General features: G+C 71.4%; 21 protein-coding genes. 8 read left to right on the forward strand and 13 right to left on the reverse strand.

What is annotated here, in order from left to right; all coding sequences use genetic code 11:
• The first annotated feature begins 37 nt into the window (after nt 1-37).
• Both hpnJ and hpnK read left to right on the forward strand, forming a co-directional pair.
• Nucleotides 38-1471, forward strand: coding sequence for a hopanoid biosynthesis associated radical SAM protein HpnJ (gene hpnJ / locus EOE48_RS00065; RefSeq protein ID WP_127726734.1), 1434 nt, complete (start codon nt 38-40; stop codon nt 1469-1471).
• An 85-nt stretch (nt 1472-1556) separates the two neighbouring features.
• Nucleotides 1557-2408 (forward strand): hopanoid biosynthesis-associated protein HpnK, encoded by an 852-nt coding sequence (hpnK, locus tag EOE48_RS00070; protein ID WP_246153874.1) that lies wholly within the window; start codon nt 1557-1559, stop codon nt 2406-2408.
• A 288-nt stretch (nt 2409-2696) separates the two neighbouring features.
• Here the strand turns inward: hpnK and hpnN are convergent, their stop codons facing one another.
• Nucleotides 2697-5345, reverse strand: a complete 2649-nt coding sequence (gene hpnN / locus EOE48_RS00075; RefSeq protein ID WP_127726736.1) for a hopanoid transporter HpnN — start codon at nt 5343-5345, stop codon at nt 2697-2699.
• A 447-nt stretch (nt 5346-5792) separates the two neighbouring features.
• On the opposite strand from hpnN, the gene hpnH reads away from it, so the two are divergent.
• On the forward strand, nt 5793-6947 hold the full coding sequence (gene hpnH / locus EOE48_RS00080; protein WP_127726737.1) for an adenosyl-hopene transferase HpnH: 1155 nt from the start codon (nt 5793-5795) through the stop codon (nt 6945-6947).
• On the opposite strand, the gene EOE48_RS00085 is transcribed toward hpnH, so the two are convergent.
• From EOE48_RS00085 to EOE48_RS00100, 4 genes are all read right to left on the reverse strand, one after another.
• Nucleotides 6870-7607 (reverse strand): phosphorylase, encoded by a 738-nt coding sequence (locus tag EOE48_RS00085; protein ID WP_127726738.1) that lies wholly within the window; start codon nt 7605-7607, stop codon nt 6870-6872. The two genes, hpnH and EOE48_RS00085, sit on opposite strands and share 78 nt — an antisense overlap.
• A 117-nt stretch (nt 7608-7724) precedes the next feature.
• Nucleotides 7725-8513 (reverse strand): SDR family NAD(P)-dependent oxidoreductase, encoded by a 789-nt coding sequence (locus EOE48_RS00090; protein ID WP_127726739.1) that lies wholly within the window; start codon nt 8511-8513, stop codon nt 7725-7727.
• A 417-nt stretch (nt 8514-8930) separates the two neighbouring features.
• The gene (locus tag EOE48_RS00095; protein WP_127726740.1) at nt 8931-9137 is read right to left on the reverse strand and encodes a hypothetical protein; all 207 of its coding nucleotides are present in this window, start codon (nt 9135-9137) and stop codon (nt 8931-8933) included.
• A 164-nt stretch (nt 9138-9301) separates the two neighbouring features.
• Complete coding sequence (locus tag EOE48_RS00100) at nt 9302-9907, reverse strand: glutathione S-transferase (protein WP_127726741.1); 606 nt, start codon at nt 9905-9907, stop codon at nt 9302-9304.
• A 298-nt stretch (nt 9908-10205) separates the two neighbouring features.
• Here EOE48_RS00100 and EOE48_RS00105 point away from each other — a divergent pair, with 298 nt between their 5' ends.
• Entirely contained in the window at nt 10206-12206 is a 2001-nt protein-coding gene (locus EOE48_RS00105) for a HAMP domain-containing methyl-accepting chemotaxis protein (RefSeq protein ID WP_127726742.1), read from the forward strand.
• A gap of 27 nt (nt 12207-12233) precedes the next feature.
• On the opposite strand, the gene EOE48_RS00110 is transcribed toward EOE48_RS00105, so the two are convergent.
• The 8 genes from EOE48_RS00110 to EOE48_RS00145 form a co-directional block, all read right to left on the reverse strand.
• Entirely contained in the window at nt 12234-13427 is a 1194-nt protein-coding gene (locus EOE48_RS00110; protein WP_127726743.1) for an alpha/beta hydrolase, read from the reverse strand.
• Nucleotides 13428-13728: 301 nt separating this feature from the next.
• The gene (locus EOE48_RS00115; RefSeq protein ID WP_127726744.1) at nt 13729-13938 is read right to left on the reverse strand and encodes a hypothetical protein; all 210 of its coding nucleotides are present in this window, start codon (nt 13936-13938) and stop codon (nt 13729-13731) included.
• Between the two features lie 172 nt (nt 13939-14110).
• Nucleotides 14111-14539 (reverse strand): response regulator, encoded by a 429-nt coding sequence (locus tag EOE48_RS00120; protein ID WP_127726745.1) that lies wholly within the window; start codon nt 14537-14539, stop codon nt 14111-14113.
• A 76-nt stretch (nt 14540-14615) separates the two neighbouring features.
• Entirely contained in the window at nt 14616-15515 is a 900-nt protein-coding gene (locus tag EOE48_RS00125) for a dienelactone hydrolase family protein (RefSeq protein WP_127726746.1), read from the reverse strand.
• Between the two features lie 79 nt (nt 15516-15594).
• A complete protein-coding gene (gene ilvN, locus EOE48_RS00130; RefSeq protein ID WP_127726747.1) occupies nt 15595-16137 on the reverse strand; it encodes an acetolactate synthase small subunit in 543 nt (180 codons plus the stop codon).
• A complete protein-coding gene (locus EOE48_RS00135) occupies nt 16134-16532 on the reverse strand; it encodes an endonuclease domain-containing protein (RefSeq protein WP_127726748.1) in 399 nt (132 codons plus the stop codon). Before EOE48_RS00135 ends, ilvN begins: the two co-directional genes overlap by 4 nt.
• Nucleotides 16533-16847: 315 nt before the next feature.
• Nucleotides 16848-18626 carry an acetolactate synthase 3 large subunit gene (locus tag EOE48_RS00140; protein WP_127726749.1) on the reverse strand — a complete coding sequence of 593 codons (1779 nt, stop codon included), beginning with the start codon at nt 18624-18626 and terminating at the stop codon, nt 16848-16850.
• Nucleotides 18627-18850: 224 nt separating this feature from the next.
• Nucleotides 18851-20002 carry a ceramide glucosyltransferase gene (locus EOE48_RS00145; RefSeq protein WP_127726750.1) on the reverse strand — a complete coding sequence of 384 codons (1152 nt, stop codon included), beginning with the start codon at nt 20000-20002 and terminating at the stop codon, nt 18851-18853.
• A 205-nt stretch (nt 20003-20207) separates the two neighbouring features.
• Here EOE48_RS00145 and EOE48_RS00150 point away from each other — a divergent pair, with 205 nt between their 5' ends.
• The 4 genes from EOE48_RS00150 (at nt 20208) to EOE48_RS00165 (ending at nt 24862) form a co-directional block, all read left to right on the forward strand.
• Nucleotides 20208-22286, forward strand: coding sequence for a prolyl oligopeptidase family serine peptidase (locus tag EOE48_RS00150; RefSeq protein WP_127726751.1), 2079 nt, complete (start codon nt 20208-20210; stop codon nt 22284-22286).
• Nucleotides 22287-22385: 99 nt separating this feature from the next.
• Entirely contained in the window at nt 22386-23006 is a 621-nt protein-coding gene (locus EOE48_RS00155) for a L,D-transpeptidase (RefSeq protein ID WP_127726752.1), read from the forward strand.
• Nucleotides 23007-23319: 313 nt separating this feature from the next.
• Complete coding sequence (locus EOE48_RS00160) at nt 23320-24171, forward strand: alpha/beta fold hydrolase (RefSeq protein ID WP_425463606.1); 852 nt, start codon at nt 23320-23322, stop codon at nt 24169-24171.
• Nucleotides 24172-24289: 118 nt separating this feature from the next.
• Nucleotides 24290-24862: a L,D-transpeptidase gene (locus EOE48_RS00165; RefSeq protein ID WP_127726754.1), complete on the forward strand. Its 573-nt coding sequence runs from the start codon at nt 24290-24292 to the stop codon at nt 24860-24862.
• Nucleotides 24863-24957: the final 95 nt, after the last annotated feature.

Here is a 24957-nt window from a genome sequence, read left to right on the forward strand (position 1 = left end):
CCCGGCGCGGCCCCGCAACCCTGCGAAAGATCCTCCGATGCGGACCCTCTTCCTCCAGGCCCCCACCTTCGACGGCTTCGACGGCGGCGCCGGCTCGCGCTACCAGGCCAAGCGCGAGATCAAGTCGTTCTGGTACCCGACTTGGCTCGCCCAGCCGGCGGCCCTGGTGCCGAACTCGAAGCTGATCGACGCGCCGCCGCACAACATCAAGCTCGACGAGATCGTGGCCCAGGCCAACGATTTCGACCTCGTCGTGCTGCACACCTCGGTCCCGTCGTTCAAGTCCGACGTGAGGACCATCGAGGCGATGAAGGCGGCCAACCCGCGGCTGATCGCCGGCCTGATCGGCGCCAAGGTGGCGGTGGACGCCGCCGGCGCGATGGCCCAGGCCCCAGTGGTCGATTTCTGCGCCCGCAACGAGTTCGACTTCACCGTCAAGGAGGTCGCCGACGGCGTGCCGATGGCGGAGATCAAGGGTCTCTCCTACCGGAACGCCGACGGCGTCGTGGTCCACAACGAGGACCGCGAGATCATGACCGACATGGACCAGTTGCCGTTCGTGACCTCGGTCTATAAGCGCGACCTCGAGATGGAGAAGTACTTCATCGGGTACCTCAAGCACCCCTACATCTCGTTCTATTCGGGCCGGGGCTGCAAGTCGCGCTGCACCTTCTGCCTGTGGCCGCAGACGGTCGGCGGCCACACCTACCGCACCCGCTCGGTCGCGCACGTGATCGAGGAGATCAAGTACTGCCTCAAGGAATTCCCGCAGACCAAGGAATTCTTCTTCGACGACGACACCTTCACGGACAACCTGCCCCGCGCGGAAGAGATCGCCCGCGAGCTCGGCAAGCTCGGCGTGACGTGGTCGTGCAACGCCAAGGCCAACGTGCCGCGCAAGACCCTCGAAGTGCTGAAGGCCAACGGCCTGCGCCTGCTGCTGGTCGGCTACGAGTCGGGCAACCAGCAGATCCTGAACAACATCAAGAAGGGCATGCGGGTCGAGGTCGCGGAAAAATTCACCAAGGATTGCCACGACCTCGGCATCGCCATCCACGGCACCTTCATCGTCGGCCTGCCGGGCGAGACCAAGGAGACGATCCAGGAGACGATCGCCTTCGCCAAGCGCATCAACCCGCACACCATCCAGGTCTCTCTGGCCGCGCCGTATCCGGGCACCTTCCTGTACAAGCAGGCGGTCGAGAACGGCTGGCTCGACGTCGAGAATGCCGAGTTGGTCGACGAGAACGGAGTGCAGATCGCGCCGCTGCACTACCCGCACCTGTCGCACACCGAGATCTTCAACTCGGTGGAGGAGTTCTACAAGAAGTTCTACTTCCGCGCCCCGAAGATCGCGTCGATCGTCAGCGAGATGGTGCGCTCGCCCGACATGATGAAGCGGCGCCTGCGCGAGGGCGTCGAGTTCTGGCACTTCCTGCGCGACCGCCAGACCGGCGCCAAGGCGGCGTAAGCGTCTCTCCTCCGCGACGATGCGACGGCCGGGCTCCTGCCCGGCCGTTCGCGTCTGGGCCCCGGCACGACAGGATTCCGGCAGCGTGGCAGATCGTGACAGGCGCCTCGTCGTCACCTCGGACGATTTCGGCCTCAGCCGCGAGGTCAACGAGGCGGTGGAGCAGGCCCACCGCGACGGGATCCTCACCGCCGCGAGCCTGATGGTCTCGGCGCCCGCCGCCGCCGACGCGGTCGCCCGGGCCCGGCGGATGCCGTCGCTGCGGGTCGGTCTCCACCTCGTGATGGTGGAGGCGTGGCCGACCCTGCCGGCGGCGCGCCTGCCCGCCCTCGTCACGGCCGACGGGACGATGCGCACCGACATGGAGCGCCTCGGCCTCGACCTCGCGCTGAAGCCCGCCGCCCGCCGCCAGCTCGCCGACGAGATCGCGGCGCAGTTCTCGGCCTACCGGGCCACCGGCCTGCCGCTGGACCACGTCAACGCCCACAAGCATTTCCACGTCCACCCGCTCGTCGCCGGGATGGTGCTGCGGATCGGTCGCGGCCACGGCATGCGGGCGATCCGGGTGCCGCTCGAATCGCGGGCGGTGCTGGCGCGGGCCGAGCCCGGCGCGGTGCTCGGGCGCGCCCTCGACACGGCGCCCTGGGCCGCCCTGCTCGGCTGGCGCGTCCGCCGCGCCGGGCTGCTGACCCCCGATCACGTGCTCGGGCTGGCGTGGTCGGGCCACATGACCCCGGGCCGGGTCGCCGGCTGCCTGCGGCATCTGCCCGCCGGCCTGACCGAACTTTACGCCCATCCGGCGACATCCGGCGGATTCCCGGGCGAGGCGCCGGGCTACGACTATGCCGGCGAACTCGCGGCCCTGACCGCGCCGGAGAGCCGGGAGGCGTTGCGGGCGTCGGGAGCCCGAAGCGGCGGATTCTCGGATTTCCTGTGAGGTCGGGCCGCGGTGTCCGCCCGGGACCCTCCCCCCTCTGCGGGGGAGGGTGGCGAACGCAGTGAGCCGGGAGAGGGGAACCACGTTTCCGAATTTATCTCGGCAGCCGTGCAGGGCGCCACTTCCGGCACCGTCGCGATCCCCTCTTGCGGGACTATCGTCCCGGCCCGCCCGGCTTTCGCCGGGCACCCTCCCCCGCAGAGGGGGGAGGGTCGGCGGTGCATCAGCGTCTGCCCGCCATCGATGTGAAAAACCCCGGGACCAGACTGGGTCCCGGGGCTTCCACCATCACACGAACCGGCGGGCCACCGCCGCTTCCGGTTCCGGCTTGCGCGCCGGCTCCGGCTGCGGCGCGTCGGCCTCCTTCGGCTTCGGCGGCGGGCCGAGGAAGGCCGGGACGATGAAGAACGCGGCGAGCAGGGTGAAGAACAGCGACAGGGCGAGCAGCTTGCCCATGCTGGCGGTGCCGGGATGGCTCGACAGCATCAGCGACCCGAACGCGGTGCCGGTGGTCAGCGCCGAGAAGAAGATCGCCCGGGTGAGGCTCGACGCCAGCAGGTCGGCGATGCCGGCCCGCCACGCGATCACGTAGTAGATGTGGAAGGCGACGCCGACGGCGAGCATCAGCGGCAGCGCAATGATGTTGGCGAAGTTCAGCGGCATGCCGAGGAGATAGAGCGCCTCCAGGGTCCAGAACGTCGCCAGCACCAGCGGTCCGAGCGCCATCGCCACGTCCCATGGCCGGCGCAGGGCGAGCGACAGCAGGATGAAGATTGACACCAGGGCGAGGAGCGCCGCCTGAACGAAGGCGCCGAGGATGGTATGGCTCGATTGCAGCGTCGCCACCGGCGCGCCGGTGGCGTGCGGCGCGAGGCTGAGCACCTCCTTGGCGAAGCGGTCGAGCACGACGTTGTCGTTGGAATTGCCCTTCGGCTGCGCCTCGACCCGGGCACGGCCGTCGGCGGCGATCCATTCCGAACGGATCCGGGCCGGCAGGTTCTCCAGCGTGATTTTTTCCGGCGCGAGCAGGCTGCGCAGGCGGGTCAGCAGGCGCTTCAGGTTCGGCACCGTGGCCTCGGTCGCCGCCTCGCGCACCTTGGGATCGGCCGCCGCGAGGCGGTCGAGGGTGTCGACGAAGGCGAGGAGCTGCGTCTGCGGCTCGCCCGACCCGTTGCCGGCGACGCCGCGAAGCGCCGTGGCGGTGGACTTGATCGCCGTGACGATCTCGGAATCCTTCGGCGCCGGCGCCACCCGCGGCGGGTTGAGGGCCGGGCTCAGCACCTGGGCCGCGTCCTCGATCGTCGCGAGCTTCTGGTCCTGGTCGGGCGGCACGAAGGTGTTGATGCTGATGACGTCGGCGACGCCCGGCAGTTGCAGCAGCCGCGCGGTCATCGGCGCCACGGCGTCACGGTTGGGCACCAGCACGTCGATGCTGTTGGGGCTGTTGCGCGGGTCCTTGCTGAGGTCGAGATAGGTCGCGACCGATTCGACCTTCGCGCTGCGCAGGTGCATCGGGTTCGAGTCGAACGGCAGCCAGTACAGGAACGGCAGGCCGGCGATCGTGACGGCGCCGGTCGCGACCAGCACCAGGGTGCGGTGCTTGAGGATCCAGTGGTCAACCGCCGCCAGCGAGGCGACGCCGACGTCGTCCTTCTCGCCCGGCGGGCGCAGGACCGCGATCAGGGCCGGCAGCAGGGTGAGCGAGAACAGGTAGGCGACGATCATGCCGACGCCGGCGATCAGGCCGAGCTCCGACACGCCGCGGAAGTCCGTCGGCAGGAAGGCGAAGAAGCCGGCGAGGAGCGAGATCGCCGCCAGCGTCAGCGACCAGCCGACGCCGCGGGCCGCGGCGCGGATCGCCTGTTCCAGGTCCGGCCGCTCGAACCGCTCGGAGCGGTAGCGGACCGCGAACTGGATGCCGAAATCGATGCCGAGGCCCACGAACAGGGCCGCGAAGGCGACCGAGATCGGGTTCAGCTCGCCGACCATCAGCAGGCCGAGCGCGGCGGTCACGATCAGCCCGGCGAAGGTGGTGATCATCACCGCCAGGATCAGCTTCGGCGAGTGCAGGGCGAGCCAGAGGAACAGCAGGATCGCCGCGATCGTCAGCCCGTAATTCAGGAAGGCGTCGTCGGCGAGCGTCGCGAACTCGTCGTCGGCGACCGCGACCTGCCCGGTGAGGCGCACCCGCACGCCGTTCTCGGGCGTCAGGTGCAGGTCGCGGACGGTGCTGCGGATCAGCGCCGTCGCGGCGGCGCCCGGTTCGAGGGCGTCGTAGTCGAGCACCGGCTTGGCGATGACGAAGCGGCGCAGGTCCGCCGGCTCCGCCTTGCCGCCCGACAGGAGGAGCTGCCAGGAGAGCTGCGTCCGCTCGCCCTTCAGCACCTTGTCGAACACCTCCCGCATCTGCCCGACCGGGCCGGTGAGGTCCTCGACCTTCGCCTGCCCGGCCTTGATGCCCTGGGCGCCCATGCCGAGGGCCTGCATGATCCCGCGCAGCGACGGGTCGGCGGCGAGCGGGCCGAGCAGGCCCTGCTGCTGGATCAGCTGCTCGGTGGTCTGTTCGAGGTCCTTCTGGCCCATCAGCAGCAGGCCGTTCTTGTCGAAGAACGCGCCGCCGTCCGGGCGGTAGACGAGGGGCAGGAGATCCTTGTGCCTGGCGAGCGCGTCGGTGAGCCGGGAGGCGGCCTCGTCGGCCTGCTCGGGCGTCTGGGCGTCGATCACCGCCACCAGGAGGTTGCTGCGCTGGGGGAACGCCTTCTCGAACTGGATCTCGTCGTGGCGCCAGGGCACGTCCGGAGCGATCAGCCGCTCGACGTCGGTGTTGATCCGGAACAGGTGGGCCGCGGTTCCCGCCCCTGCGACGGTCAGGATCAGCGCCAGAACCAGGACGAGCCAGCGCCGATGCACTGAGAACGCGACGAGCCGTTCGATCACGATGGAGAGCCTGCCTTCTGCATGCATGGCCCGGCGCGCGTCCCGATCGTGGATCGGAGGCCCGCCGGGCGTTGGATCGTGCCGCGGGCTCGTGCCGCGTGCCCCGGCCGGGTGCGCGACCCGGCCGGTCGGACGACCGGCGCCGCGACGGCCCAGGGTCGCCTGACCACGCCCGAACGTCTTGGCGCGCTACGTAGTGTTTGCCATGCCCGATTGCAACGCATGACGGTGGAGGAAGGGTGTACGGCCGGTGGTCCGCCGGCCCTCATGCTGCGGTGCAGCGTCGCAGCCCGCCCTGCCCGGCATTCCCCTCGGCGGCAGAGGCGGAAAAAGCGTCGAGTTTCGGCAACACTTAGACCGGTTCGAACCTACCTTGCTGGAATTCCGCCGCTTTTCGCGCTAATCAGCGCCCTTGGCAAAGCGAACGGCATTCAAGGAGCCTTGATCTTGGGCATCCCTCTCCGGTACGTCGCGAAGATCGGCGGCTACATCCTCAAGCAGCACCTCACCGGCCGGAAGCGTTATCCGCTGGTCATGATGATGGAGCCGCTGTTCCGCTGCAATCTCGCCTGCGCCGGTTGCGGCAAGATCGATTATCCCGACGAGATCCTCAACAAGCGGCTGCCGGTCGACGAAGCACTGGAATCGGTGCGCGAGTGCGGCGCGCCGGTCGTCGTCATCGCAGGGGGCGAGCCGCTGCTGCACAAGGACCTGCCGCAGATCGTCGAGGGCATCATCGCGCAGAAGAAGTTCGCGATCGTCTGCACCAACGCGCTGCTGCTCGAGAAGAAGATCTCGCAGTACAAGCCGAGCCCGTACTTCACCTGGTCGATCCACCTGGACGGCGACAAGGAGATGCACGATCAGTCGGTGTGCCAGCGCGGCGTCTACGACAAGGCGGTGGCGGCGATCGCCAAGGCGAAGGAGCTCGGCTTCCGCGTCACGATCAACTGCACCTTCTTCAACAACTCGAAGCCGGAGAAGATCGCCGACTTCTTCGACAGCGTGTCCCGGATGGGCATCGACGGCATCACCGTCTCGCCCGGCTACGCCTACGAGCGCGCGCCCGACCAGCAGCACTTCCTCAACCGCAAGGCGACGAAGGAGCTGTTCCGCGGCGTGTTCCGGTACGGCAAGCAGAAGGGCCGCGAGAAGTGGACCTTCCAGCAGTCGGGCCTGTTCCTCGACTTCCTGGCCGGCAACCAGACCTATCACTGCACGCCGTGGGGCAACCCGACCCGGACGGTCTTCGGCTGGCAGAAGCCGTGCTACCTGCTCGGCGAGGGCTACGCCAAGACCTTCAAGGAGCTGATGGAAACGACCGACTGGGACGCCTACGGCACCGGCAACTACGAGAAGTGCGCCGACTGCATGGTGCATTCCGGCTACGAGGCCTCGTCGGTGGTCGACTCGGTCAAGAAGCCGTGGAAGCCGCTGGTCTACGCCCTGCGCGGCATCAAGACCGAGGGCGAGATGGCTCCCGAGATCTCCCTCGAGAACCAGCGCCCGGCCGAGTTCGTGTTCTCACGCAACGTCGCCCAGAAGCTCTCCGAGATCCGGGACGCCAAGGCCGACACCAAGAAGCGCGCGACAGCGGCCTAACGCGGCGAACGCCGCCGAGGAATCGCGGGCGAGGCGCACCAGCCCGCCCACCTTGGCGTCGCGGCGGGCGACAGCCGACAGCACGGCGAGCAGATCCGGCTCGCCGTTCGGCTTGAGCGCCTTGGCGATCGCCGCCGGCAGCGCCCGGCCGGCCGGATCGCACACCACCCGCACGGCGCAGAACGGCACGCCGTGCGCCTGCGCGAAGGCCGCCGCGACGTGGGATTCCATGTCGACGGCCGCCGCTCCGGTCGCGGCGTGCAGCTCCGCTTTGGCCGCCGGCGACAGCACCGCGGCATCGACCCCGGCGAGATCCGCCGCCACCACCCGCATCGGCGCCCCGGACAGACGCCCGATCAGCGCCGCGGCGGAGGCGGCATGGGCCGGGACGCGGCCCTGCGCGGTCACGACCCCGCTCGCCACCACCACGTCGCCGGGCTTCAGGGCCGGGTCGAGCCCGCCCGCGATGCCGAAGCTGACGACCGCGCGGCAGCCGGGCTGCCCCCGCGAGAGCAGCATCGCCCGCAGCCGCTCCGGGTCGCCCCCGGCGCCGATCGTCGCGACGCCCGGCCCGGCGGCGAGGCGCGCCTCGCGGGCGAGGCCGGTCACGGCCAGCACCGGGTGGGCGGCGGCAGCCGCGTGGTCCTCGACGACGATCATGGCAGCGATTCCGGACAGGGACGGGCGCGGGGCGACGACGCCCCGTCGTGCCCCCGTCATACCAGCGCCGGTGCGGCGGCCGTGTGGCCGCGGGAGCACGCCCCCCCGCCGCGACGGTCAGGCGGCGGCGGCCATGCCGCAGCTCTGGCCGCCGTCGACCGGCAGGCAGATCCCGGTGATGAAGCGGGATTCGTCGGAGGCGAGGAACACCGCGGCGTGGGCGACGTCCCAGGCCTCGCCGAGGCGGCCGAGCGGCACCCGCCGGTCGCGGCCGGCGGCGACTCGGCCGGTCGCCCGGCACTCATCGGCGAGCGAGGTGTCGAGCAGGCCCGGCAGGATCGCGTTGGCGCGGATGCCGTCGCGGGCGTACTGCATCGCCACCGCGACCGTGGCCTGGTTCACCGCCGCCTTGGCCGCCGCGTAGGCGAAGGCCGGGGCGCCGGGCCAGCGGATCGAGGCCACCGAGGAGATGTTGAGGACGACGCCGCTGCGGCGGGCGCGCATGCCCGGCAGGATCGCCTTGCAGGTGCGCCAGACGCCGCCGACATTGGTCTCGATCACACGCAGCCACCCGGCCTCGTCGAGATCCTCCGGACCGCCGGCTTCCGCGAGCCCGACATTGTTGTGCAGGATGTCGAGGCGGCCGAAACGTCGCTCGGCCGCCGCGGCGGCGCGCTCGACGGCGGCGTAATCGGTGACGTTCGCCGCCAGCGCCTCGGCCTCGTGGCCCTCCTCGGCGATGATGTGGGCGGTCTCCTCGGCCGCTTCGCGGTGGCGGTCGACGCAGACCACCCGGGCGCCCTGGCGCGCGAAGGCGACCGCCACCGCCTTGCCGTTGCCCCAGCCGGTCCCGGCGGAGCCCGCCCCGAACACGATGGCGATCTTTCCGATCAGACGGTCGGACATGGCACTCTCCTGCGCCCCCCAGGAGAGCGGAAAACCGGCCGGGTCCGCAACGCGGCGCGGAGCAGAGCCCCCCTCCGGTTCCCGCATGGATCGGGGTGCCGGACCGGTCATACGAAATCCGATCGATTGCTTCAGGCGATCCTGCCGGATCGCTTTCGCAATGCGGATTTCGGCGTCGCTCGAGCTCCGCGCAGGCTTGTGATCCCGTTTTCCGGAAGTCACCTTCCAGAAACGGTGTCAGTTGTTCGCCGGCTTTGCGGTCCCTTGCCGATGAAACCGGGCGGTGGTCGTCTGTATCCGTTGCTCCGATCGAAGGCAGCTTTCGTTTTGGCGCGCCTCCCCTCTCCCGAGTGGGAGAGGGGATCCCGCGCTCCAAAAATTCAATTTTGAAATCAGATACTTGTAGCCAGTTTCCATTTAGGCCGCGGCGGCCCCGACGCGACGGGTGCGGCGCCAGACCAGGGCGGCCCCGGCCGTGGCCAGGGCGACCTGCAGGAAGCTGCCCTCGCCGAGATGCCCCGGACCGACGTCGAGATGCAGCGCCAGCCGCACCGCGAGGCCGAAGGCCAGGAAACCGGCGCAGAAGACCAGGACGGCGACGAGGAGTGCGACGAACCCGTTCATGACACCCACCTCCGTGAGCCCGCAGGACCGTCTCGGCTGCTCCGGGCGGAGTCACGAGGGCGTGATTCGGCCGAGCGTCCCGATCCTGCACCATCCGCCGGAGCGGTGACCACTCCGACGAACGGTGAACAGCAAGAGCCGCGCCAACCTCGTTGCGAGGCCCGTCAGCCCGGCTGGGTCGCCCGCATCGAGGGCCGGGCGTCGAACGCCGCGAACCACGCCGCCGCCGCCGGATAGCGGTCGCGCCAGCCGATGTCGGCGAAGCGCAGGTCGAGGTAGCCGAGGGCGCAGCCATAGGTGATCGCCGCGATGTCGACCCGGTCGCCGAGGCCGGGAGCCGCCGCCTCGATCGCCGCGAGGCCGCCCTCGATCTTCGCCCGCTGGCCCTCGACCCAGGCCGGCGAGCGCTCGCCCTCGCCGCGCACCCGGGTCTCGTAGACGGTGAGCAGGGCGGCATCGAGCAGGCCGTCGCCGGTCGACTGGGCCGCCAGCGCCGTCCAGCGGGCCGGACCGGCCGGCGGGAAAAAGCCGCCGCCGCCGAGATCGTCGAGGTACTCGCAGATCACCCGGCTGTCGGCGAGGACGGTCCCGTCGTCGAGCACCAGCGTCGGCACCTGCCCGAGGGGATTGCGGGCGACGATGGCGGCGTCGCGGTTCACCGGGTGGGCGGCGCCCGGCAGGAGTTCGAGACGGTCGACGAGGCCGAGTTCGTGGGCCGTCACCATCACCTTGCGGACGAAGGGCGAGGTCTTGGAGTGGAAGAGCTGCATGGCGTTTCCTCGGGTCCGCGGCACCGGCGGAGCCGCCCGTCCGTGTAGGGCCGCGCCGCCGCGATGGGGAGAGGCCGGCGGCAGGGAAATCGCCGGCGGACCGACCGAGCGGCCGGGTCGCGGCTTAGGCGAGTTGATCGAATGCTCGCGACCGGGGGAGCTGGTCCGCCCGTAATGTTCCGGGTCCAATGCCGGCTCCGAACACTCCCGTAACCGCATCGCCGGTCGACGCAGAGGACGGAGTATTAAGCTTTGTCGTCATAGACACCAGCGAGACGCCTTCGATTCTGGACGATCCATGCTCCGCCTCGGCATCCGCTCCCGCCTCTACGTCGGCTTTGCCGGTCTCGTGGTCCTCACCGCCGGTCTCGGCGGCTTCTCGATGCTCCAGCAGGGACAGCTCGTGGAGCAGTACGAGAAGCGCGCGCTGCTCGACGACCTGTCGCGCTCCTCGCTCGCGGTGAGCGGCTCCGCCGCCACCCTGGCGGGCCTCGCCGAGCAGTACCGGCTCGCGCCGCGACCCGAGCAGATGACCGAGATCGAGGCGACCCGCCGGTCGATCGAGGAGACCGGCACCGTCATGGCCAAGCGGGCGATCGCCGAGGACCGCCGCCGGCTCTACGGCGAGATCCGCGACCGGGCGCAGGACCTGAAGCCCGAACTGCAGCGGCTCGAGGCGGCCGGCCGCAGCATGGCCGAGACCAAGGACAGGCTGTTCAAGGGCGGCGACGAGCTGACCCGCGCGACGACCGCCCTGCTGACCGACATGCGCGCGCGCGGCTCCGACGCCCAGACGGCCCAGGGCGCCGCGGTCGAGAGCGCGATGCTGCTGGTCCGGGTCTCCAACTGGCGCTTCCTCGCGACCCAGGATCCGAACGGGCCGGCGACCTTCGCGACCAATGCCGGCCGGGCCGAGGCCGCCCTCAAGGCGCTGCGCGGGCTCGATCCGTCCGGCGCCTTCGCGCAGCCGATCCGCGCCGCCGATGGGGCGCTCGCCGCCTACGTCGCCGCCTTCCAGGCCTACGGCGCGGCCCTGGGCGAGAGTCGCACCGCCTACGACACCGGCATCAGGCCGCGGGTGGCCGCGATCATCCAGGCGACCCAGGTGGTGCGCGGCAAGCTCGAGGAGGTGGTCGGCGAGATCGCCGCGACGACGAGCGCGATGACGGCCCGGACCCGCACGATCCAGCTCGCCCTGATCGCCTTCGCCCTCGCGGTCGGAGCCGGGCTCGCCGTGGTGATCGCCCGCAGCATCATCCGGCCGGTCGCCGGGATGACCGCGGCGATGAAGCGGCTGGCGGCGGGCGAGACGGGCCTCGACGTGCCCTCGCGCGACGCCACCGACGAGATCGGCGAGATGGCCGGGGCGGTCGAGGTGTTCCGGCAGAACGCCATCGCGCGCTGCGAGCTGGAAGCCCGGCAGATCGAGGAGCAATCCGCCCGCCAGCGCCGCGCCGACCGGGTCGACGCCCTGGTCCGGAGCTTCCAGAGCCGGGTCGCGGGCTCGCTCGAGATCGTCACCTCGGCCGCCACCGAACTCGACGCGACCGCCCGCACGATGACGAGCGTCGCCGACACCACGAGCCATCAGGTCCAGGCGTCGAGCGCGGCGGCCGACCAGACCTCGGCCAACGTGCAGACCGTCGCGGCCTCGGCCGAGGAGATGGTCGCCTCGCTCCAGGAGATCGAGCGGCAGGTGCTGCGCTCCAACGAGGTCGCGGGCGACGCCGCCCGCGAGGCCGAGGCGACCGATGCCGCGATGGCGCGCCTGAGCCAGGCGGCCGAGCGGATCGGCTCGACGGTGAGCATGATCGCGTCGATCGCGGGACAGACCAACCTGCTGGCGCTCAACGCCACGATCGAGGCGGCGCGGGCCGGCGAGGCCGGACGCGGCTTCGCGGTGGTGGCGGCCGAGGTCAAGGAACTGGCGAGCCAGACCGCCAAGGCCACCGAGGAGGTCGGCGGCCAGATCGCGGCGATCCAGGGCGCGACGGCCGACGCGGTGTCGGCGATCCGCCAGATCGGGCGCACGATCGGGATGGTCAACGAGATCGCCGGCACCATCGCCTCGACGGTGGTGGAGCAGAACGCCGCCACCGGCGAGATCTCCCGCAGCGCGACGGAGGCGGCGCGGGGCACGCAGGACGTGTCGACCTCGATGGCCAGCGTCCTCGCCTCGGCGGGCGAGACCGGCAGCGCCGCCTCGCAGGTGCTGATGGCGGCGGCCGAACTCGCGACCCAGTCGCTCGCGGTCAAGCAGGAGGTCGACGGCTTCCTGCGCGACATCCAGGCGGCGTGACGCGGCCGCCCGAGGCTGCGGAAAACCCTAACGGACGCGCGCCGCCGGAGACCGGGTCTCCGGCGGTTTCGCGTCCGATGCCTTGGCGTCCGGCGACTTGGCGGGAGCGGGCGGGCGCGGGGTCTCCACGCCGAGGCGCCGCACCGGCCAACCGTCGCTCCACCGCTCCATGTCGCTGAAGCGCGGATTGGCCTTCAGCGTTGCGCCATCCTGCCCGGCGAACGCGGCGGCGGCGGCCATGTCGAAGGTCTTCCAGTAGGCGAGATAGTCGAGGCTGTCGGTCCCGGCGTTGTTGATCTGCGCCACCAGCGTCGTCTGCTCGCCGGTGAGCGCCATGTCAGGCGTCCACTTGAACGGCGGCGGCTTCTGCTTCGGATCCTTCGGCGGTTCCGGCGGCGGCTTGATCGCGCCGGCATCGTAGGCCGGGTTGCCGCCGGCCGGCGAGGCCAGGGTGGCGGACAGGGCCGGGAAGCCGTGGTCGTCGGAGAGCGCGCGCAGCAGCAGCTTGCGCTCCACCGGCACGGCGCTCGCCTCGCGCATGATCCGGCGCGCCGCGAGGTCGGCGGCGCGGGCGTCGCGATCGCCGATCACCGTGACGATCAGGGTGGTCGGAGCGATGCGGCCGAGGTCGTGCAGGGCGACGCCGCGGGCGCGGTCGTCGCGGGCGATGCCGCCCGGCATCACGCCGAAGATCAGCTTCGGGGTCGGCAGCCCGGTCTCGGCGGCATGGGCCGCGAGGTTGGCGGCCAGCGGCACTCCGGCGAGGTGGCCGATGAGCGCCACGCGGGACAGGTCCGGCTTGGCGGCCTCGTCGGAGGCGAGGTCGGCCAGCGCATCCTTCAGCAGCCCGGCCGCGACGCTGCTCGCGTCGGCGGGCCGGGTGCGGTTGACCTCCTGGAAGCGCGGAAACAGCACGAGATAGCCCGAGCGGGCGAGATGCTCGATCCAGGCCCCGTAGACCTGCGGGTTGGTCGCCCCCCAGGCATGCAGGAACACCGCCACCGGCCGGCCCTGCGCCGCCGGCGGGGTGTTGCCGTAGAAGGCCAGGGTCACCGCACCGCTGCGCCCGAGCGCACGCTTCACGACCGTGGCGGCACCGTAGGCGGAACCCCCGGGACCCTCCTTGGGCTGCGTCGGTGGCGTGGCGGCCACCGCCCCGTATGCGCCGGCGAGGCCGAGCGTCAGCGTGAGGGCGAGGCGGAGGCGGGTGCGAGCGGGCATGGACCGGGCGGGTGAGATATCGGAAGGGGCGCGCGGTCACCCCACACCACTTCGCCCGCAATCACAAGACGTCTCGGGGTGTCCACAGGTCGACACCGCGGAGGCAGCAGCGCGTCGCCGATGTCGCCGGACCTCGGATCGTCGCCGGTCTGACGGGCGGTCCACCATCATCACGGATGAATCTCGGACGGTCCGGCCCCTGTCCGACCGGGCTGGCCGGGCGATTGCCTCCCGAGCCGCGAAAACCGCTTCGTCCCGTGAAATCCGCGCGGTTGCTCCGCGACCCGCGTCCCGGCCTCGCTCACACGCCGTCGGAACGCTCCTCGGCGGCGGGACGCAGCCGCTCGATGAGCCGGGCCAGCTCCTCGGGGACCGGGCTCGCTCCGGCATCGCCGTAGAGCGCGCGCAGGTCGTGCCCGAGCATCGGCAGCAGCAGCGCGTCGGAGAGCGACGAGGCCGTCGACTGGGTCTGGCCGTAGCTCGCGGCAAGGTTGCTCGGGATGACCTTCATGACGTGCGCTGCGGGCGGACGGCCCGGACTCCGGGAGCGAGGTGTGACGGGGAGGGTCTCCGAACCGCGCGGGGGCCGTTCGGGACCCGGCTTTCGGGCTGCCCGGACAACGCGCGGGGTCCGGTGCGGTTGCGTCCTGCTCTCCCGCAGCCGCGAAGGCGGGTGACTTCGATCACCCGGTGCCGGCGTCGCCGACCTGCGAGCCGCCGCCGTGGAAGCCGGCCGCCTGCTCGACGAGGGTGAGCACATCGAGGGCGCGCCAGGGCTTGGGCACGAAGATCGCCGACATGCGCAGGTCGCTCGGCTGGTCGCTGGCGTCGCCCGAGGTCAGCAGCACGTGCACCCGCGGCCACGTCACGTTGATGATGCGTGCCAGCTCGAACCCGCCGATCGGTCCCGGCGTGCGCACGTCGGAGAACACGACGTTCACCTCGTCCGCCCGCTCGCGGAGGATGTTGAGGGCCTTCTCCGCCGTCTCGGCCTCGATGACCCGGAACCCCGTCTCCTCCAGCAAGGTCGCCGCGAGGAAACGCTCTTCCGGTTCGTCCTCGACGACCAGGATGACGGGCTGTGTCTTCGCGGGGGAACCGGAGGCGGTCATAGTGCTGGAACGAGCGTCCTCGCCACTGGTTGCATCGCTCGCTCAGGATCGATGATCCTGTCGGGAACCGTGGCTTTCAGGCTACGCCATGGGCCTTGAACCAGTCGAGCATGCGGCTCCAGCCGGCCTCGGCGGCGGGTTTGCGGTAGCTCGGGCGGTAATCGGCGTGGAACCCATGGGGCGCGTCCGGGTAGATCTCGAACTCGACCGTCCGGCCGGCGGCCTTCGCCGCATCGCGGGCCTTCTCGACATCGGCGACCGGGATGCCGGAATCGGCCGCGCCGTAGAGCCCGAGCACCGGGGCGCGGATCTCCGTGATGACGTCGGCGGCGGTCCTCGGCTGGATCGGCGTGCGGGTGCCCCCGAAATTGCCGTACCACGCGACCCCGGCCTTGAGGTTGGCGTTGTGGGCCGCGTAGAGCCACACCGTCCGGCCGCCCCGGCACCAGCCGGTGATGCCGAGCCGCCCCGCATCGCCGCCGGCCTCGGACGCCGCCCAGGCGGCGCTGGCGTCGAGGTCGCCCATCACCTGGGCGTCCGGGGTCTTCGACACGACCTCGCGGACGATCTCCTGCACGTCGGTCATCTTCGACACGTCGCCCTGTCGGGCGAACAACTCGGGCGCCACCGCGACGTATCCGGCCTTGGCGAGGCGCCGGCAGATGTCCTTGATGTAGTCGTGGACCCCGAAGATCTCCTCGACCACGAGCACGACCGGGAACGGACCCTTGCCCTGGGGCTTCGCCCGGTAGGCCGGCATCGGCCCGTCGCCGACCGGAATACGGACCTCGCCGGCCTCGATGCCGGTCTCGTCGGTGTGGATGACCTGGGCCTCGACCCGGGTGGTGGCGAGGGTGAGGCCGGTCATCAGCCCGGTCATCACGAAGCCGCGGCGGGAGAAGGGCGGCGTCACCAGCCCGTCGAGGCCCTGGAGATCCCGCGCCTGCAGATCCTGGCCGTCGTGAGTCGCGTCCATCCGGCGATCCTCCCTGATCGGGGCGCATCATGCGGAGGATCGCCCGCGGGGCAAGGGGGCGGAACGCCCCCTCCCCCGCTCACATCGGGTCCGGACCGCGACCCATGGCGGCGACGCCGGTGCGCGAGACCTCGACGAGGCCGACCGCCGCCATCAGGTTGACGAACCGGTCGACCTCCTCGGTCGCGCCGGTGAGCTCGAACACGAACGAGGTCAGGGTGGCGTCGAGGGTACGGGCGCCGAACGCGGCGGCGAGCCGCATCGCCTCGACCCGGTGGTCGCCGCGGCCCGCGACCTTCACGAGGCACAGCTCCCGCTCCAGCGAGTCGCCCTGGAGCGTCAGGTCGACCACCCGGTGCACCGGCACCAGCCGGTCGAGCTGCGCCTTGATCTGGTCGATCACCGCGTTGGTGCCCGCGGTCACGATGGTGATCCGCGAGATGTGGCGGGCGTGCTCGGTCTCCGAGACCGTCAGGCTCTCGATGTTGTAGCCGCGCCCGGAGAACAGCCCGGCGATGCGGGCGAGCACGCCGGGTTCGTTGTCGACGATCACCGCGAGGGTGCGGCGGTTGACCGGCTCGACCCGGACCGGATCGGGATAGTGTGTGTTCATGGCGTTCACGGATGGTCTCCCGCCCCGCTCGGTGGCGTGTCGATGAGTGATGGAAATGAACGAAGGCCTTCACCGCAGGCGGTGGAGATCCGGTTCAGGACGGCGTCGAGATCGTTCAGGACATCGTCGTTGAGGAACCGCAGGACGGTGAAGCCGGATCGCTCGATCGCCTTCGTCCGCCCGGCATCGTACTCGTGGTTCCAGGCGTGCTGCCGTCCGTCGAGCTCGACGACGAGCTTGCGCTCGAAGCAGAGGAAATCGACGGTGTAGAGCAAGAGTGGAACCTGACGTTTGAACTTCAGACCGTTCAAGCGTCGACCGCGAATCGACCGCCACAGGACGTCCTCGGCGGATGTCGCGTAGTCCCGCAAGGTTCTGGCGAAGCGCCGGGGTTCCGTCGTCATCGCGACCGCTCCTGTCTTTCTACGGATCCGAACAACAAGCCGAGTCGGAGGACGAACGCAGGGTTTCCTTAGCCGGGGCGGAGGACACAACGGGAAAGGATGGGGCGTCTCCCCTCTCCCGAGTGGGAGAGGGGCCGGGGGTGAGGGTGGCTCGGGGTCAGACTAGAGCGTCAACGGTTGAGCTGTGCGGCTCGACGCTTGGTGCTTGATCCTGAAGCCGAGCCACCCTCACCCCTACCCCTCTCCCACCCGGGAGAGGGGATCCCGCGCTTGGATTTACAACAAGATTGCCCCGCACGGCCCCACCGAGCCGACCTACACCAGCATCTTGCCTTCTTCCGAGATCACGTCGCCGAGATCGGCGCCGGTCTCGCCGAGATAGTCCGACAGGAGCATCTCGTTGTGAGCCTTGCCCGACGGGATCATCGGGAAGCAGTTCTCCTTCTTGTCGACGATGCAGTCGAAGATGACCGGACCGTCGTAGTCCAGCATCTCGCGGATCGCCGCGTCGAGGTCGCCCGGGCGCTCGCAGCGGATGCCCTTGGCGCCGTAGGCCTCGGCCAGCTTCACGAAGTCCGGCAGGCTCTCGGAGTAGCTCTCGGAGTAGCGCGAGCCGTGCAGCAGTTCCTGCCACTGCCGCACCATGCCCATGTACTCGTTGTTGAGGATGAAGATCTTGACCGGCAGGCGGTACTGCACGGCGGTCGACATCTCCTGGATGTTCATCTGGATCGACGCCTCGCCGGCGATGTCGATGACGAGCGCGTCGCGGTGGGCGAGCTGGGTGCCGATCGCGGCCGGCAGGCCGTAGCCCATCGTGCCGAGACCGCCGGACGTCATCCAGCGGTTCGGCTCCTCGAACTTGTAGTACTGGGCCGCCCACATCTGGTGCTGGCCGACCTCGGTGGTGATGTAGGTCTCGCGGTCCTTGGTCGCCTCGTAGAGGCGCTGGATCGCGTGCTGCGGCTTGATCGTGGTGCCCGACGGCCAGTAGCCGAGGCACTCGCGCGCCTTCCAGCCGTTGATCTTCGACAGCCACTCGGTCAGGCGTCCCTTGTCGGGGGTCGTCTCCAGCGACCGCCACGCCGCGAGCATGTCGCCGAGCACCGAGGCGCAGTCGCCGAGGATGCCGAGATCGGCCTTGACGGTCTTGTTGATCGACGAGGCGTCGATGTCGACGTGGATCTTCTTCGAGAACGGCGAGAAGGCGTCGAGGCGCCCGGTGATGCGGTCGTCGAAGCGCGCGCCGATGCAGATCATCACGTCGCATTCGTGCATCGCGAGGTTGGCCTCGTAGGTCCCGTGCATGCCGAGCATGCCGAGGAACTGCGGGTCCGAGCCCGGATAGGCGCCGAGCCCCATCAGCGTCGAGGTGACCGGAAAGCCGGTGACGCGCACGAGTTCGCGCAGCAGCCGCGACGCCTCGGGACCGGAATTGATGACGCCGCCGCCGGTGTAGAAGACCGGGCGCCGGGCGCCGGCCATCAGCTCGACCGCGGCGCGGATCTTCTGCGGGTCGCCCTGGATCGTCGGGCGGTAGGTCTTGTGGCCATTGTCGGCCGGGCGGGCGTAGAAGCCGGCGGCGAACTGCACGTCCTTCGGCAGGTCGATGACCACCGGGCCGGGCCGCCCGTGCGAGGCGACGTAGAACGCCTCGTGCAGGATCCGCGGCAGGTCGTCGATCGATTTGACGAGGTAGTTGTGCTTGGTGCAGCTGCGCGTGATGCCGACCGTGTCGCATTCCTGGAACGCGTCCGACCCGATCAGGTGGGTCGGCACCTGCCCGGTGATGCAGACGAGCGGGATCGAATCGAGCAGCGCGTCGGTGAGCCCGGTGATGATGTTGGTGGCGCCCGGGCCCGAGGTGACCAGCACGCAGCCGACCTTGCCCGACGAGCGGGCATAGCCTTCCGCGGCGTGGACCGCCCCCTGCTCGTGCCGGACCAGGACGTGCTTGACGCTCTGCTGGTGGAACAGCGCGTCGTAGATCGGCAGCACCGCGCCGCCGGGATAGCCGAACAGCGTATCGACGCCCTGATCCTGCAGCGCCCGGATGACCATCTCGGCCCCGGTCATCATCTCGCCCGCACTCATCGGTCCGCTCCGTCCTGATCTCTCTCTCGGGTTCGTCCAGGCAACAAAAAAGGGCCCCGAAGGACCCTGCATGCGCCACCGCCCGGTTCGCGGGCTCTCTCTCAAGCCCGCCCGGTCAATGGCGCCCACGGTACAATAAGGATCGCACGCATCGTTCGAGGCCTGCCCTGGCGGAGAGTGGCGCGGACCGTAGGCCGGTCTCGCGCACGGGTCAACCGGGATATTCAGGCCGCCGTCGTCTGCGGCCGCAGGCGGGCGCGCAGGCCGGCGGCCGGCTTGGTGCGGATGTCCATGGCGTTGCCGCGCCAGGTGATGCCGCGGGCGATCCAGGCCGCGGCCCAGATCGGCAGTAGCACGACGTCGCGCACGAGGCAGGCGAGCGGCAGCCGCCACGAGCGGTGCCAGCCCATCCGGCCGGCGAGCCGCCATTCGGGGCCGTACCACGCCGCCGCCACCGCGAGCGCGGCGAGGAGCCCGGCGCCTCCGCCGAGGGCGGCGTAGCCGGCGAGCATCGCCGGCACGGCGCCGATGCCGATCTCGGGGGCGAAGAACAGCGGGAAGGTGACCCGGCGCAGGCGCGCCCAGCGCAACTGCCGCGACCACACCTCCGCGGCCCGGCGCCGGCCGAGAGGCTGCGGGAACGGCGCCGCGACGAGGTGGACCCGGCGCCCGGCGGCGCGCACGAGCTTCGTCGCCGCTGCGTCCTCGGCGATCTCGGCGGCGAGCGCCCGGATCCCGCCCTGCCCGTCGAGGAACGGGCGGTGCCACAGCATGCTCTTGCCCTGGGCGAAGCCGAGCCCGAGGCTCTCGCCGGCATATTGCCAGCGCGCCTGGAGGGTGTTGAGGAACGCGCACTCGACCTCGGCCCAGAACCCCGCCGGGCGGGTGCCGACCGGGGTCGAGCAGACGAGGCCGGTCGCGGGCGTCCAGGCGGCCCGGAGCCGCTGGACGTACTCCGGCGGCATCAGCACGTTGGAATCGGCGAGCACGATCCAGTCGTGGGCCGCCGCCTCCCAGCCGCGGACGCAGTTGTTGAGCTTCGGATTGTCGCCGACCCGCTCCTCGCCGACGATGAGGCGGCTTCGCACCGCCGGATGGGCCGCCATCAGCCGCCGCACCAGCGGCACCACCGGATCGCTGCTGTCCGCGACGCAGAAGACGAGTTCGTAGTCGGGATAGTCGAGCCGGAAGCCCGAGCCGAGGGTCTCCTCGCTGAAGCTCTCCAGTCCGCAGACCGGGCGCACGATCGTCACCGGCGGCAGCGGGCCGGCCGGCGGCTCCGCCCGGCGGCCGAGCCGGCGCGCCGCCAGGGCGAGGCTGGCGAGATTGACGAGGGTCAGGCCGAGACAGAGGGCGGCGAGCAGGGGGCCGGTCATGCGGGGTCCTCGGTCATGCAAGGTCCTGGGTCGGCGTCGCGTCGTCCGTCTCTCGGGCAGCATCGTTGCAGTGATGTGACATGCTCGACCGATGATCCGGCGCAATGGCACGCCTGCAACACCCGGCGCCCTGGACCCCGCCAGCCGGCCGCGGCTACCCTCGTGCGAGCGCCGCCGGCGGCGCGATGCCCACCCGGGATGCCGCATGACCCTCACGCCCGATCCGCGCCCGACCCTCGCCGCGCCGGACGACGACCCGCATCTCTGGCTCGAGGAGGTCGACGGCGAGCGGGCGCTGGCCTGGATCGAGGCGCAGAACGCCGCGACCCTCGACCTCGTCGCCGACGGCCGATTCGCCGCCGACCGCGACGGGCTCAAGGCCGCCCTCGACCGGCCCGACAAGATCCCGGGCATCGCCCGCCGCGGCGGCCACCTCTACAACCTGTGGCAGGATGCCGGGCATCCCCGTGGGCTGTGGCGTCGCACCACCCTCGACTCGTACCGCGGCGAGACGCCGGACTGGGACGTGCTGCTCGACCTCGACGCGCTCGCCCGGGACGAGAGCGAGGACTGGGTCTGGGCCGGCGCCAACGGTCTGCCGGGAACCCACGACCGCGCCCTGGTCTCGCTGTCGCGCGGGGGCGGCGACGCGACGGCGGTGCGCGAGTTCGACCTCGACGCGCGCCGCTTCGTCGAGGGCGGCTTCGCCCTGCCGGAGGCGAAGTCGATCCCGGTCTGGCTCGACCGCGACACGCTGCTGGTGGCGAGCCCGCTCGGCGACGGCATGGCGACCGCCTCGGGCTACGCCCGCACCGTGCGGCTGTGGCGCCGGGGCGAGGACTTTTCCGCCGCTCCCGTGATCTTCGCCGCCGATCCCGCCAGCATGGTCGCGTACGGCTATCCCGACCGCGACGCGCGGCCCGAGCGGCTGGTCTTCGTCGAGCGCACCGGGTTCTTCGACGGCGTCACCCATCTCGGCGACCGCTCGGGGCCGAAGACCCGCCTCGACCTGCCGACCGATGCCGACGCGCACTGGCACCGCGGCTTCCTCGCGGTCCGTCCGCGCACGCCGTGGACGGTCGGCGCGGTCACCTACCCGCCCGACAGCGTGCTCGGCATTGGCTTCGAGGCGTTCCTCGCCGGGGCGCGCGATGTCCGGGTGCTGTTCGAGCCGGGGCCGCGGCGGGCGCTGCAGGGCTTCTTCTGGTCCGGCGGCCGCCTCGTCGTCTCGGTCCTCGACGACCTCGTCGCCCGCTTCCCGGTCTTCACCCCCTCGGAATCCGGCTGGGCCGAGAGTGCGGTCGCGGGCCTGCCCGAACTCGGGATGGTCAACGTCTGGTCCCTCGACACCGACGAGGAGGAATCGAACGGCGACCTGCTCGCCAGCGCCAACGACCCGGTCACGCCCTCGACCCTGATGCTGACCCGGGCCGACCTCCCGGCCCCGACCGTGCTGAAGCAGGCCCCCGCCCTGTTCTCCACCGATGGCCTCGTGGTCACCCGCCACGAGGCGGTCTCGGTCGATGGCGAGCGCATCCCCTACGTCCAGGCCGGCCCGCCCGGCGAGACCGGCGAGGCGCCGGTGCATCTCTCGGGCTACGGCGGCTTCCAGGTCTCGAACCTCGCCGGCTACTCGGCGGTGCTCGGCCGGCTGTGGCTGGCCAAGGGCGGCACCCGGGTGGTGGCCAACATCCGCGGCGGCGGCGAGTTCGGCACCCGCTGGCACGAGGCCGGCCGGCGCGAGGGCAAGGCGCTGACCCACGACGATTTCGCGGCGGTCGCTGCCGACCTCGTGCGCCGCGGCGTCACCCGCCCCGGCCGCCTCGCGGCGGAGGGCGGCTCGAACGGCGGCCTGCTCATCGCCAACATGCTGACCCGCTACCCGGAGCGGTTCGGCGCCCTGCTCTGCACGGTGCCGCTGATCGACATGCGCCGCTACCACCGGCTGCTCGCCGGGGCGAGCTGGATCGCCGAATACGGCGACCCGGAGGTGCCGGCGGACTGGGAGTTCCTGCAACGGATCTCGGCCTACCACGTCGCCGAGCCGGGAAAACCCTACCCGCCGATCCTCATCGCCACCTCGCGCCGCGACGACCGGGTCCATCCCGGCCACGCCCGCAAGATGGCGGCCAAGCTCCAGGCGATGGGCTACGACGCCCGGTTCTACGAGCCGGAGGCGGGCGGCCATTCCCACGGCAAGAACAGCGCCGAGGTCGCGTCCTTCGCGGCGGTCGGGGCCGCGTTCCTGCGCCGGGCGATCGGCTGGGAGCCGGAGGTGGCCTGAGCCCCGGGCCGGGCCGGCGCGCCTGCGTACTCGCCGGCGGGAACTCCGGTCCCGCTCGCGCGTCGTTCGGGCGCCCTCCCCTGGACAGGACGTCCCCCGATGCGCGCCCCCACGCTCCTCGCCGCAGCCCTCCTCCTCGCGGCCGGGAGCGCGGGGCCGGCCGCGGCGGCGGTGCTGATCGCGGTCGACAAGAGCAGCCAGCGGATGACCGTCTCGGTCGACGGCCGGGTGCGCTACGACTGGCCGGTCTCGACCGGGCGCGACGGCTACGACACGCCCGGGGGCCGCTTCTCCCCGTCCCGGATGGTGGTGGACCACCGCTCGCGCGAGTGGGACGACGCGCCGATGCCGCACGCGATCTTCTTCACCGGGCGCGGCCACGCGATCCACGGCAGCAGCCACGTCCGCAGCCTCGGCGCGCCGGCCTCGCATGGCTGCGTGCGGCTCGCGCCGGCCAAGGCCGCGCTCCTGTACAGCCTCGTCAAGGCCGAGGGGCTCGGCGCGACCCGGGTGGTGATCGGCGGCGACGTGATGCTCGCCTCCCGCCGCGCCCCGACCCGCGCGGTGGCCCGGCGGGCGGTCGAGCCGGCGGCGACCCGCGTCTCGCGCCGGCCGGCCTGGCCCGGCGACGACGGCTGGGACGGCTACGGCTCGCCCTGGCCGGCGGCGCGGCCGGTCTCCTACGCGCCGACCTACTCCTACGGCAGCCCGTCCTGGTAGGGGGATCACCGCGCCCGGCGGCCAATTCCGGCGGAAATGTGGGAGCTTCGCCGTTGACAGACCGGGCCGTTCCTAAGAAAAAGGCCACACGCGCGGTGTGGCCTGAGTCTAGGGAGGAAACGCCCAAAGAGGGCAACAGCACCGCGACGCCATCGCCGTGCTGCATCGCAAAAGCTACGCGACACCGCGCGACCACTCAAGTGCCCTATAAGTGCAATCCGGCGGTTCGCAACCGCTTGGTGCAGCGTGATGCAGGAAAGCCACGCTCCGGCGCCACGCCGGTGATGGAGGCTCCATGACGGAGTCGTGGCCAGTGAGGCCGATCCGTGTGCGCGGGCAGGTGCTCCAGGTCAGCGAGGCCGGGCCCGAGGACGGTCCGATGATCCTGCTGCTGCACGGATTTCCCGAATCGCGCCTCGGCTGGCGCCGTCAGGTCGGCCCGCTCGCCGCCTCCGGCCTGCGGGTGATCGTGCCCGACCAGCGCGGCTACGCCCGCAGCAGCAAGCCCGGGCCCCTCGCGGCCTACCACCTCGACCGGCTGGCCGGCGACGTGATCGGACTCGCCGACGCCTTCGGGCGCGAGCGGATCGCCCTCGTCGGCCACGACTGGGGCGGGCTCGTCGCGTGGTGGACGGCCGCACACCATCCCGAGCGCGTCGCCCGGGCGGCGATCCTCAACGCGCCGCATCCCGACGTGGTCGGCGCCTATGCCCGCCGGCACCCGAGCCAGCTCCTGCGCAGCCTCTATGTCGGGCTGTTCCAGGTGCCGCGCCTGCCGGAGGCGCTGCTGCGGGCCGGCGGCTTCGCGGCCCTGCGCCGGGCGCTCGCGACGTCGAGCCGACCGGGCACCTTCGACGCCGCCGCCCTCGACGCCTACGCGGCCGACTGGGCCAAGCCCGGCGCCCTGACCGGGATGCTGAACTGGTACCGGGCCCTGCGCCTGCCGCGTGCACCGGCCCCCGCACCGGTGCGCCCGCCGGTGCTGGTGCTGTGGGGCGAGCGCGACACCGCCCTCGAAGCCGGCCTCGCCCGCGACAGCCTGCGCCTGTGCCTCGAAGGCCGGCTCGAACGCTTCCCGGAGGCGACCCACTGGGTCCAGCACGAGGAGGCCGAGGCGGTGAACGTCGCGCTGATCCGCTTCCTGCACGAGGACGCGGCCGCCTGAGCGCTTGTGGCGCCGGGGCCTCACCCGGCCGCCGCCGGCTCGCCGCCGGGTTGACCCCTCGCCCGCCGGCCGCCATCCCGGTCGGGTTGAACACCCGCGTCGCGAGGGGAGAGAAGCGATGAAGCACCGGATTCTGGCCCTGGGCTGCGCCGCGGCCCTGGCCGCGCTGACGGGCGCCGCACCGGCCGGGGCGGCCAGCCTGCTCGACAGCGGGCCCCTGGCCGACTTCCTCACCGTGTTTCGCCAGCAGCCGGTCTCGCGCGAGACGATCGGCTGGAACAGCCCCTACGCGCCCGGCACGGTGGTGATCGCCACGAGCCAGCGCCGGCTCTACTACATCCTGCCCGACCAGCAGGCGGTGCGCTACGGCGTCGGCGTCGGCCGCGACGGCTTCTCGTGGTCCGGCACCAAGACCGTGACGATGAAGAAGGAATGGCCGTCCTGGCGCCCGCCCGAGCAGATGCTCAAGCGCCGCCCCGACCTGCCACGCTACATGGCCGGCGGCAGCGACAACCCGCTCGGCGCCCGCGCGCTCTATCTCGGCTCGTCGCTCTACCGCATCCACGGCTCGAACGAGCCCGAGACGATCGGCGCCGCCGTGTCGTCGGGCTGCATCCGCATGACCAACCGCGACGTCATCGACCTCTACAACCGGGTCAAGGTCGGCACGAAGGTCGTGGTCATGCCGTGACGGGATCGGGACGGGCTGGACCCCGCGACCGGGCTCCGTCCGGCACCGCGCGGTGTCCTGCCCGCCTCGTCAGGGAACCGACGCTGTCGTATCGT

It is taken from the genome of Methylobacterium oryzihabitans (assembly GCF_004004555.2).
Classification (GTDB): domain Bacteria; phylum Pseudomonadota; class Alphaproteobacteria; order Rhizobiales; family Beijerinckiaceae; genus Methylobacterium; species Methylobacterium oryzihabitans.